Here is an 11,655-nt window from a genome sequence, read left to right on the forward strand (position 1 = left end):
CACTAACTTGATGGCTTCCGCTCGGTATTCCGACGTATAGCTTTGTGTTTCTCTCTTACTCACCGCAGCCTCCTGTTGGCTCAAGTTTACCAATCAGGTGTGTCTACGGAATTCAGGCTACCTCAGTGAGAACTTGCTTACGATCCTACTGGTAGCCGTGCTCAAGGCTCATGTGCTACTCAAAAGCCTCATGTACCCAAGTACACTCCGGTTTCTACGCTGCCTCTACACCCTGCTGATGGCTGCCCATGACAGATCGTAAATAGGTTCTGAGGCCAACAGATTGCAGGCAGTCCCGACATATCCTGGTCAGGGCACCTAAACACAATCGCTAATCAGCATTAATGCTTGATAACCTCGGCAAGGCAAAGCTGATCGCGGCCATTCTTTTTCGCTGCGTACATTGCGGCATCGGCACGTTGAACCAGCTTGTCGAAAGACTCACCCGGCGCCATTTCCGCAGCCCCCATACTGAAAGCAATGCGCAACTCGGCAGGTAACCCTGGCATCACCTGAGCCTGTACCGCCTCCCTCAGTCGGAAAAAGACTTGCTCCAGTTCAGCACCTTGGGTACTTGGCATCACCAACAGCCACTCCTCGCCCCCAACCCGTCCAAGCAAGTCACCTTGGCGCAACGCCCGCTGGCACGCAATCGCAAACTGGCGCAGCACAACATCCCCCCCTTCATGGCCAAACCGGTCGTTGATGGACTTGAAATGATCAAGGTCGATGATGGCTACGCTGTATGGCTGGCCTACTGCACGGCACGCTTCCAACTGCCCTTTGCCATAGGCCATGATGTGACGGCGGTTCGGTGCGCCGGTCAATTCATCCATCAATGCAAGATCGGCAAAACGGCGCTTCTGCCTGATCTGGCGCAATAAGAGCAGCATCAACGCAAAAACAATAAGAATGCAGGCCACCAAACCCAGCCAAAGCAGCAGTCGACGATTCTGCCCGGCTTGCAGTTCTGCTGCGTGCCGTTTCTTCTCCGATGTCAGTAACGCGTATTCAACCTGCTGCCGCTGCGCATCGAAACGCGCCTGCATCTCGGTCAACAATGCACGATTCAAGCGCAGGTTATTACTGCGATAGGTCTGTGACCATACTTCCAGCTCGCCCAGCGCATCCTGATAACGCCCCAGCAATTTGTAAATGCGGCTGGCCGCTTCATGCATCACCAACTGACGCCGTTCTGACGGAACACGATCGCTAAGCGCCTGTGCCTTCTCCAAAGCCTGCAAAGCCACCTTGGCGGCGCTTGCTCCACCCAATGCCAATGCCTCGGCACGGGCAAGCAGGCCCAGGCAGATCAACTCAAGATTATTGTCGCGCTCGAATTCCACCTGCGCTGCATCAAGCAGACGTAGCGCCTGTTCAGGTTGGTGTTGGGCAATCAGAATAAGGCTTAGCCGATAGCGGACCATCGCAATGCCTGTCTGTTCCTTCAACCCTTCCGCATAGCCCAGCGCTTCACGCAACGTCCGTTCTGCCTGAGCCAGCTGCTTGTTCAGATAAAGACTTGCGCCAAGGTTATGCAGCCGAACTACGAGGGTATGGCGGTCATGCTTTGGGTCCAGCCCTGCCAAGGCGCGCTGATAGTAATTACCTGCCTCCTTGTAGTTCTCCATATTGCTGTAAGCATTACCAATGTAATTGAGCGCCTCGCCAGACTCCCTTTGCAATCCAAGTTCGCTGAAAAGACCATGCGCTTTGAATAACAGTGGCAATGCTTCGCTGACCCTGTTCTGGTCCTGTAGCAGCAACGCCTGCTCGATATAAGCCAGGCCACGCTCACGCGTCAGCTTTTGCGGCTGCGTCAGGACAAGTACTGCATCCAATACCCGTTCTGCATTGTTGCGGTCACCGGATCTCGCCAAGCGTCGTACATCGGCCAATTGCAACCGGGCTTGCGCCTCTGTGTTGCCGAGTTCCTTGGCCAGGATGAGGCCTCTGGGCACCAATACATCCAAAGCCCGGAATTCCTCGACGGTAGTCTTGGCTTGCACCAACAGCAGGATGGCCTGCAGCTCATTGGCTTTATCGCCCTGGTTTCGATAATCCTCCAAGAGCTGCATCGCCCGCTCGCTGACGCTTACCGGATCATCAAACAGGCTGCGGCCCAGCGTATCCCAGTAACTTGCCGCAAAGGCAGGGTACAGGCATAGGCTGAGCGATAACAGCAGCGATGGAAGGTAGCGGTCGAACATGCCGTTTTCTTAGCGTCGGGGTCTATTCAAGTCTGTTCACGCCCCATCGGGTGTAGTCATCATCAGTAAAAGGGTCTCCGTAAGCATCTGTAATAAAAAGCAGGAACGTGAATAGGTAGGCCCTTCAAACAATAAGCCAAGGATGGCGTAATTGCGCACCTGAAATATGCATTAGCCCAGCGCTGCGATAAGCTCAGTACTGCAGACATCAGCGTTTGCGCAGCCTTCACGCGTCGGCTGTAAAAAAATGGATGGGAGCCGCCTGTAACAAACCGCTGTTTGACCCAGCCGGTGGGCGCAATCGGGTAAATCTGGAAACGCCACGATCTGAAAACCGTTTTTCAGGGTACCCGTCGGAAAGATGTCTTATATGACTATATTAGGTGACAGCGCCATTCAGCGCCCTACCCTCTACGGCACCGCTATTGAAAATACCTATGCAGGCGTGCTGAGCTTCATGCGCCGCAACTACACCCGGGACCTGAAGGGTACGGATGTCGTCATCAGCGGTGTTCCACTCGACTTGGCGACAACCTTCCGCCCAGGTGCGCGACTGGGCCCCGCTGCAATTCGGGCTGCTAGTGTCCAATTGGCAGAACTTAAAGCCTTTCCCTGGGGGTTTGATCCTTTCGAGGAACTGGCAGTCATCGATTATGGCGATTGCTGGTTCGACGCGCATAACCCCCTTAGCATCGTGCCGACCATCATCGGGCATGCCCTCACCATCCTTGCCTCCGGCGCCAAGATGCTGACCCTGGGCGGTGACCACTTCATCACCTACCCTTTGCTCAAGGCCCATACCGAACGATTTGGCGCGCCATTGAGCCTGATCCACTTCGATGCGCATTGCGATACCTGGCCCGACGACAATCCTGCCAGCCTCAACCACGGCACTATGTTCTACAAAGCCATCGAGGAGGGATTGATCGACCCGGCTACTTCAGTGCAGGTGGGTATCCGTACCTGGAATGATGACTTCATGGGGATGCACATTCTGGATGCTCCCTGGGTGCATGCGCATGGCCCCGAGGCAACGTTGAACAGGATTCTCCAGATTGTTGGTCAACGACCTACCTATCTGACTTTCGATATAGATTGCCTGGACCCGGCATTCGCCCCCGGAACCGGCACCCCTGTTGCGGCTGGCCTGAGCACAGCCCAGGCGCTGCATATCGTACGAGGAATGGGACCGGTGAATCTGGTGGGTATGGACGTGGTGGAAGTCTCCCCGCCGTACGACCAGAGTGAAATCACCGCTCTGGCGGCAGCCCATATCGCAGCCGACCTGCTCTGCGTATTGCGCAATCAGAAACTCGCTCAACCGCGCTAGATTATTTCTTCATCTCCCCACCACGCCTCGTTCGCCGCGAGGCGTGTCTCTTTTTACACGACCCGCCGCTTTCACTCTGGGCGAAAAGCTAGCGAAAAAAACATGCCGTGCCATGCTTATTGAAGCGGGCATTCGACGCCAGCCATCTGCGACACCCCCACAGCACGATGTGACGAAAACAGGCTATCAGGGCTCTTGCCAGCACCTTTTCGACAAGCGCCTACGACATTCACCCCCCGCTACCCGATAAGGGCGGCTACCCGGTGATACCAGAGGCATGCGCTTAAACAGCACAGGCCTCAACGGGGGTCTATCGACCCTTGTTTCTCCAACCACAAGGAGTAAGTAGATGTCAGACAAGAAAATTGCATGGCTTGCCGCAGCGGTTGCCTTATCTGGCCCGGTGGCCTGGGCAGGCGATGTACAGAACATTGCATCAGACAGCATGCAGGTGCAGCAATTGCTGGAGGAGGAAAAAAACGCAGTCAATATCTACAAAGCGTACTTTCCAGATGTGAGTACCGGCCGCAAGGCGGCCATCAGCTTTCATCATGCCTTGCTCGAATCCAATTACGACGATGGTTACCTCGTCTTGGAACTGAACAATGATGAACTGGATAGATTGCGCAGCTTTGGCTTCAAGATCAAACCGGCAACGGAATTCATGGCTAAGCGTAAGGAATTGATTGAGGAGATACAGTCGCTTAGCCGCGCACGCGCCATGAGTGGCGCAAGTGATACCAACGCCAGCATCTTCTCGATTCCCCGTTATTCCTGCTACGAAACCGTAGAAGAAACCTTCGCCGCAGCTGCCGCGCTTGCCGGCAGCAAACCCTCCCTTGCAAGCTGGATCGACGTCGGTGACTCCTGGCAGAAAAAGAATGCACGCGGCGGCTACGACATACGAGTGCTCAAGCTCACCAACAGCGCAACGGGTGGTGACAAACCCAAGCTCTTCATCAACAGCGCCATCCACGCCCGCGAGTACACTACGGCGCCGCTGGTATTGGAATTTGCGCGCTGGCTGGTCAATGGCTATGGCACCAATGCCGATGCAACATGGATACTCGACAACCATGAAGTACACCTGATGCTGCAAACCAACCCGGACGGCCGCAAAAAAGCAGAGTCAGGCCTGTCGTGGCGCAAGAACACCAATACCGCCTACTGCGGCGCCAACAGTAATTCACGCGGTGCAGACCTCAACCGCAACTTCACCTACAGCTGGAACTCCACCGGCGGCACTGGGTCCAGCGGCAGTCCCTGCAATGAAACCTTCCGTGGCCCGTCACCCGCGTCTGAACCTGAAATACAAGCATTGGAAGCCTATGTACGCACGCTGTGGCCAGACCTGCGCGGCCCCAACGTAAACGACCCGGCACCTGCCACCACCAGTGGCATCCATATGGATATCCATAGCTATAGCGAACTTGTTTTGTGGCCATGGGGAGACCGTTCCACACCAGCACCCAACGGCACGGCATTGCAGACACTGGGACGTAAGTTCGCCTACTTCAACAACTACACCCCGCAACAATCCATCGGCCTTTACGCCACCGATGGCACCAGCGATTCGATCAGCTATGGCGAGTTGGGTGTTGCTGCGTTCACCATTGAGCTCGGTACGTCGTTCTTCCAAAGCTGCAGCACATACAACAACACCATCAAACCCAAGAATTTGCCGGCATTGATCTACGCGGCAAAGGTGGTACGTACGCCCTATATCACTCCGGCAGGGCCTGATGTCACCCTACTTGAGCTTAGTAACAACGCCGCAACCACGGGTGTACCGAAAGGCACACAGGTCACACTTTCCGCCACCACCACGGACACCCGTTTCAACAACAGCAACGGTACCGAACCTACGCAGAACATCGCACAAGCCGAGTACTACATCGATACACCACCCTGGGCTGCAGGTGCGACACCCATCGCCCTGGCCGCCAAGGACGGCAACTTCAATGCCAAGACGGAGGATGTGACGGGCACGATAAGCACCAGCAGTCTGAGCACAGGCCAGCATATGGTCTATGTACGTTCGCGCGATGCCAGTGGGAGTTGGGGGGCAGTTACTGCGTCGTTCCTGAAAATCAACTAACAACCAATTCAAAGCCTGCCGCACAGCTGCTCGCGACAGATCATGAATAGGTATTTAGAACTTGTTTAGCGTCTCGCGAGCTAGCGCGAGACAAGGCGAAAACACCCAAGGAAGCGGAGTTTACTAATGGTAAATGAGCATGCCGAGGGTGTTTTCAACGCCGTATCGCCGACGCGCAGCAGACTTTTGACCGGTTCTTAATGGGGAATATGGATAGCACCCGACTCCTTCACTTCCTCCATCACCGCATAGGTATGGGTTTCACGCACACCGGGTAAGCTGAGCAGCGTATGGCCCAAGAAATCCCGATAGGCCTTCATATCGCGTACCCGTGCCTTCACCAAGTAGTCAAAACCACCCGCCACCATATGGCATTCCTGTACTTCAGAGCGATCGAGCACTGCTTCCTTGAAACGCTCGAACACATCGGGTGTGGTGCGATCAAGTAATACCTCCACGAACACCAGCAAACCTGCATCAAGCAATTCTGGATTCAGCCGCGCGCCATAACCCAGGATAAAGCCATCGCGGGTTAATCGCTTGACGCGTTCCAGGCAAGCTGTGGCCGAGAGCCCTACCCGCTTGGCCAGATCCACATTGGCAATGCGGCCATCAGTTTGCAGCTCACGCAGGATTTTTCTATCGATCCGGTCAAGTTCGCTATTCATTGGATTTTTCAATATAGAAATGTGCTTTCTCTGGATTTTATTCGGTAAATAGATCAAAAAACAGCAGCACATTCGAACAAGGAATCCGTACGATTGCCCGCGCTGAGTACCCCAACTTACCGGGTTGCGAAAGGCCGGCTACTACCCCTCACAATGCAGGGTATTGAGCTCAGCCACCATAGCCCGCAGGCAGCAGCGGGCAGATATTGCCGGTTAGCGTGAGCTGTTTAGAACTTGTTCAAAGTCTCGCGAGCTAGAGCGAGGCAAAGCGAAAAGCAGCAGACTTAGAACTAGGTTCTAGTGCCCATAATCCGATTACCCAAGATAAGCCCATGACGCTCCTTTATTCCGACCTCCCGCCTAGCTTGCCCAGCTTTGCCGCGATCAAGGCCAATCTGTTCCGCGATGAAGTCCAGGCGGTTACCGCCTTGCTGCCCGCCGCGCGACTTTCCGAACTTGCTGAAAAGGCCGTACATGTACGCGCGTTGTCGCTAGCCCAGGGTGTACGCCAGGCTGCCAGCAAGAACCACTTCGAAGCCTTTCTGCAAAGCTACGGCCTGGGTACCGAAGAGGGGCTCGCCCTGATGGCCTTGGCCGAAGCACTGCTGCGGATTCCAGATACCGACTGCCAGGACCGGCTAATTCGCGACCTGCTTGAAAACAAGGACTGGCGTCGCTCACAAGCCGCAACCTGGTTAGTCAGCGCGGCCAGCCGTGCCCTGTTGTTTACCGACGGCTGGATTGAAGCGAGTGAAGGTCGTCACTGGTTCGACCGCCTGTTGCGCAAGATGGGCGAACCTGTGCTGCGTACCGCCATGAAGACCGGCATGAAATTGATGGCCGAACACTTTGTGGTTGGCGAAACCATCGAGCAAGCCCTGGACAACGCAGATTCACGCTGGCGTTATTCCTACGACATGCTCGGTGAAGCCGCACTGACCAATGATGACGCCGAGGCCTACTTCGCTGCCTACCACGAAGCCATTGCGGCGCTGGGCAAACGGCAGGACCCCAATACCGGTTTCGCCCGCCAGTCGATCTCGGTCAAACTTTCCGCTATCCACCCACGTTACGAGTTCGCCCAAGCCGAACGGGTACATACAGAACTCTATGCCCGCCTGCTCGACCTAGCCCAGGCCGCTGCAAAGGCCGACCTGGTGTTCAGTATCGATGCCGAAGAAAGCGAACGCTTGGAAATCTCGCTGGCCCTGTACGAACGCCTGGTTCGCGAACCCAGCCTGAAAGATTGGAAAGGCTTGGGGCTGGTTGTGCAGGCGTATCAGAAGCGTGCACCTTTCGTCATCGACTGGTTGGCCGACTTGGCCCGTGATACCGGTCGTGTACTGCCTATCCGCCTGGTCAAGGGCGCGTACTGGGATAGCGAAATCAAGCGCGCCCAGCAAAATGGTTTGCCCGGCTACCCGGTCTACACACGTAAAGCCCATACCGATGTGGCCTATATGGCGTGCGCCCGCAAGATGCTCGACTACGGCTGTACAGTTTTCTACCCGCAGTTCGCCAGCCATAACGCCCAGACACTGGCCTGGATCATGGAAATGACGCGTGATACCAAGCGTCAGTTCGAAATCCAACGCCTGCATGGCATGGGCGAAGCGCTCCACGCCCTCGTCAACCAACGTGAAGGCGTGGCCAGCCGCGTCTATGCCCCGGTAGGCCGTTTCCACGCCTTACTGCCTTATCTCGTACGCCGCCTGCTGGAAAACGGCGCGAACTCATCCTTCGTCCACCAGCTGGCCGATACCCGTGTGCCGCTCGAAAGCATCGCCGACAACCCGGCTGAGCGCCTAGCCCGTACCCCGATTACCACCGGCGTGATCGCCCCAAGCGAAGTTTTCGCGCCGCGCCGCAATAGCCAAGGATTTGCCATGACCGATACGCTCGCTCTCGAACCGCTGCGTCAACAATTGAACGACCTGGAAACGCAAAGCTTCCAAGCCGCACCTATCATCGGTGGCCAACGCCGCGATGGCCAGGCGCAACCACGCGTCAGCCCGATCGACAGCCGTCGCCAGATCGGCACCCTGGTCGCCAGTGATGCCGCCTCTGTCGAGCGAGCTCTGGACTTGGCCGATGCTGCGCAGGATGAATGGGCCGCCACTTCGGCCAATACCCGCGCCACGATGCTGGAAAAAGCCGCCAGCCTGCTGGAGGTCCGCCAGACCGAATTCCTATGGTTGCTGAGCCGTGAAGCCGGGAAGACACTGCCCGATGCACTGAGCGAGCTGCGTGAAGCCGTCGACTTCTGCCGCTTCTACGCCCATGAAGCCCGTCGTTTGATGGGTAGCGCCATCGCGCTGCCCGGCGTTACCGGCGAATCAAATGAACTGCGTCTGACCGGTCGCGGTCCTTTCATCGCCATCGCACCGTGGAATTTCCCCTTGGCCATCTTCATCGGCCAGATCACTGCGGCCCTGGCTGCTGGTAACACCGTCATCGCCAAGCCTTCACGCCGTACCCCGCTGATCGGCATGCGCGCTGTCGAAGCATTGCTGGAAGCGGGCGTCCCCGCCAATGTGCTGCATTATCTGCCGGGTGAGTCTGGCGGTTTGTCCGACAAGCTGCTGGGCGACCGTCGCGTCGCAGGGGTGGCCTTTACCGGCTCGACCGGTGCCGCCTGGAAGATCAACCGTACACTCGCAGCCCGAGACAGCAGCATCGCTAGTCTCATCGCCGAAACTGGCGGCCTGAACGCAATGATCGCCGACAGCTCGGCGCATGTTGAACAGCTGATCATCGACGTGCTGATGAGCGCCTTCAACTCAGCCGGCCAGCGTTGTTCGGCACTGCGTATCCTGCTGGTGCAGGAAGATATTGCCGACAACGTGATTGAGCGTATCGGTAAAGCCATGCAGGAGCTGCGCCTGGGTGACCCGCTGCAACTGTCAACCGACATCGGCCCTGCCATCGATACGCTGTCGCAACGCGATCTGCAAGCCTACTGTGACAAGCTGGCTGATGCCGCCAAGCTGGTCGGCAAGACACCCGTGCCGGCAGGCTTGGAAACCGGTTGTTTCTTCACACCGCATGCTTTCGAAGTGCCACTGGACCAGTTGCCGACCTTCGAAACCTTCGGACCAGTATTGCATATTGCCCGCTTCAAGAGCGATGCGTTGGAAGATGCGATCCATCGGGTCAACAAGCTGGGCTTCGGTCTGACCATGGGTGTACATACCCGTCTCGACAGTACTGTGGAAGCGGTACGCCGTCTGGCCAAGGTCGGTAATCTATATATCAACCGTAACCAGATCGGCGCGGTAGTAGGCTCACAACCATTTGGTGGCGAAGGACTCAGCGGTACAGGCTTCAAGGCTGGTGGCCCGCATTATCTGCTGCGTTTTGCATGCGAGCGTACTGTCACTATCAATACTGCTGCGGTTGGCGGTAATGTGAAGTTGATGGCAGGGGGGGAAGGCGAGCACGCCTGAAAACCTGTTCAAGATCCTGCTGCGCAGCTGAGATCAGGGCTCATAACGGATCGGAAGCAGCTGAGGACTCGATCATGGCTTTCTAGTCGTAAGCTGGTCATCAGGTTCTCTCGGTAGTAGTCGTTAAAACGCCCGTCAATTTGACCACATTGACGGGCGTTTTTTCTGCCTTGCGAGTAATCACAAATTTGTCGTAAGTCCCTGTCCATCACCTCTCTAAGCAGGTTTCATCGCAGTTCACCCCCCAATGCTGCATCGATAATGGCTTGATTTTTTACGTGTAGGCTGATCCTTGGACTACGATGAATTGTTTCCGGGATCTTGGATAGGGTGACCCGTGTTCGCCTTTAAAAGCATCAGCCTAAAGCTCTCACTGATTTTCGTAATTATCGTCACCGTGGTGTTGGCTGGCTTGGGCATTTACAACTATCAACAGGCAGAGAAACGATTGCTGCGGGAGCGCGAGGAGGCCGTGAAGGGCCTTCTTTATCGTATTTCATTGTCGCTGCCGGTAGCAGTATGGAATTTCGATACCACCCAGGCAGAGCAGATCGTACGTTCAGAAATCAACCGCAGTTTCATTCTTGGCTTAGTGATAAAAGCAGAAGATCGGCCTTTTCTTTCCATGCGGCGCACCACCGATGGCCGTATCGAGAAAGGCCAGGTGACACAAGGATTGATGCGCCCAATCGATTTGCATTACCAAGCCAACGGCGGCAGCCGCAGCGTGGGCAAGGTCGAACTGTTTATCAGTAACAACGATATTGAACAGGAATTAATCGCCAGTCTGCGCTTCAACGCGATCGAAATACTGCTGCTTGATATCCTGCTGGTCGTGGCTTTGTTGGTCGCTCTTCGCCGCTATGTGGCATTGCCGCTCAAACAGATCAACAACACACTCAATGCCGTCGCTAAGGGTGATTTGACCTCGGCACCGCTGGAATCAAGCAGCGATGAGCTTGGGCAGCTGGCTGCCGCCACCCGTACCATGAGCCAGACCTTGGCAGCCGTGATCTCCAAGGTGCGTATTTCTACCGAAACCGTGAGTGACGCCGCCGCCCAGATCAGCGGTGCAGCGATGTCTCTGTCTGCCTCCAGCAGCAGCCAGGCAGCCAGCGTCGAGCAGACCAGCGCCTCGATGGAGGAAGTCACAGCATCCGTTGCACAGAACACTGAAAATGCCCGCGCCACCGATGCCATTGCCAACCAGAACGTCGAGCAAGCTGAATCCGGTGGCGACGCCGTACGTAAAACGGTGATTGCCATGAACCAGATCGCCCAGAAAATCGGCGTGATCGACGATATTGCCTATCAGACCAACCTGCTGGCGCTCAATGCAGCCATTGAAGCTGCCCGGGCAGGCGCACATGGCAAAGGTTTCGCTGTAGTAGCACAGGAAGTACGCAAGCTGGCCGAACGCAGCCAGAACGCTGCGCGGGAAATCGGCGAGCTGGCTGGTGAGAGTGTGGAGCTGGCCAATCAAGCGGGCCAGTTATTTGATGTGATGGTACCCAGCATCAGAAAGACAGCCATGCTGGTGCAGGAGATATCCGCCGCCTCAAGCGACCAGACCAATGGCATCGAGCAAATTCATGGTGGCGTCAGCCAGATCAGCCTCGCCATGCAGTCCAACGCCGCCGCGGCCGAGGAATTGTCGGCCACTGCTACATCGATGACCGACCAGGCTGCTGAGCTGCGCGATATGGTGGCGTACTTCAAGACTTAAAATCTGTTTACGATCTTACTGCGCAGCAGTGAACAGATTATTAAACAAGTGGGCACCTCGAAAAACCCTCCGCCCATGGCATGATTCCGACATCCAAAAGTCAGCCCTCCAATCATGATCAAATCCAGTCTGTTTGCCAGTGAAGAACGTGAAGCCAAACTGGATCAGCTGGGCGAT

Annotated in this window: 6 protein-coding genes; 4 read left to right on the forward strand and 2 right to left on the reverse strand. The window is 56.0% G+C overall.

The window, feature by feature from the left end; genetic code table 11:
* Positions 1-341: 341 nt before the first annotated feature.
* Complete coding sequence (locus ACUHMQ_RS18830; protein ID WP_445296999.1) at positions 342-2,210, reverse strand: GGDEF domain-containing protein; 1,869 nt, start codon at positions 2,208-2,210, stop codon at positions 342-344.
* 361 nt (positions 2,211-2,571) lie between these two features.
* Here ACUHMQ_RS18830 and speB point away from each other — a divergent pair, with 361 nt between their 5' ends.
* Entirely contained in the window at positions 2,572-3,540 is a 969-nt protein-coding gene (gene speB / locus ACUHMQ_RS18835) for an agmatinase (protein WP_445297000.1), read from the forward strand.
* Between the two features lie 349 nt (positions 3,541-3,889).
* Positions 3,890-5,638: a M14 family metallopeptidase gene (locus ACUHMQ_RS18840; RefSeq protein WP_445297001.1), complete on the forward strand. Its 1,749-nt coding sequence runs from the start codon at positions 3,890-3,892 to the stop codon at positions 5,636-5,638.
* A 197-nt stretch (positions 5,639-5,835) separates the two neighbouring features.
* Here the strand turns inward: ACUHMQ_RS18840 and lrp are convergent, their stop codons facing one another.
* Positions 5,836-6,306 (reverse strand): leucine-responsive transcriptional regulator Lrp, encoded by a 471-nt coding sequence (gene lrp / locus ACUHMQ_RS18845; protein ID WP_445297002.1) that lies wholly within the window; start codon positions 6,304-6,306, stop codon positions 5,836-5,838.
* 332 nt (positions 6,307-6,638) lie between these two features.
* Here lrp and putA point away from each other — a divergent pair, with 332 nt between their 5' ends.
* Positions 6,639-9,752, forward strand: a complete 3,114-nt coding sequence (gene putA, locus ACUHMQ_RS18850; RefSeq protein WP_445297003.1) for a bifunctional proline dehydrogenase/L-glutamate gamma-semialdehyde dehydrogenase PutA — start codon at positions 6,639-6,641, stop codon at positions 9,750-9,752.
* A 337-nt stretch (positions 9,753-10,089) separates the two neighbouring features.
* The gene (locus ACUHMQ_RS18855) at positions 10,090-11,478 is read left to right on the forward strand and encodes a methyl-accepting chemotaxis protein (protein WP_445297004.1); all 1,389 of its coding nucleotides are present in this window, start codon (positions 10,090-10,092) and stop codon (positions 11,476-11,478) included.
* Positions 11,479-11,655 lie beyond the last annotated feature (177 nt).

Source organism: Chitinimonas violaceus (assembly GCF_052601015.1).

Excerpts from the sequence above, each read along its gene's own strand:
- speB (WP_445297000.1), top strand. The coding sequence starts at position 2,572 with ATGTCTTATATGACTATATTAGGTGACAGCGCCATTCAGCGCCCTACC.
- putA (WP_445297003.1), top strand. The coding sequence starts at position 6,639 with ATGACGCTCCTTTATTCCGACCTCCCGCCTAGCTTGCCCAGCTTTGCC.
- ACUHMQ_RS18840 (WP_445297001.1), top strand. The coding sequence starts at position 3,890 with ATGTCAGACAAGAAAATTGCATGGCTTGCCGCAGCGGTTGCCTTATCT.
- lrp (WP_445297002.1), bottom strand. The coding sequence starts at position 6,306 with ATGAATAGCGAACTTGACCGGATCGATAGAAAAATCCTGCGTGAGCTG.
- ACUHMQ_RS18830 (WP_445296999.1), bottom strand. The coding sequence starts at position 2,210 with ATGTTCGACCGCTACCTTCCATCGCTGCTGTTATCGCTCAGCCTATGC.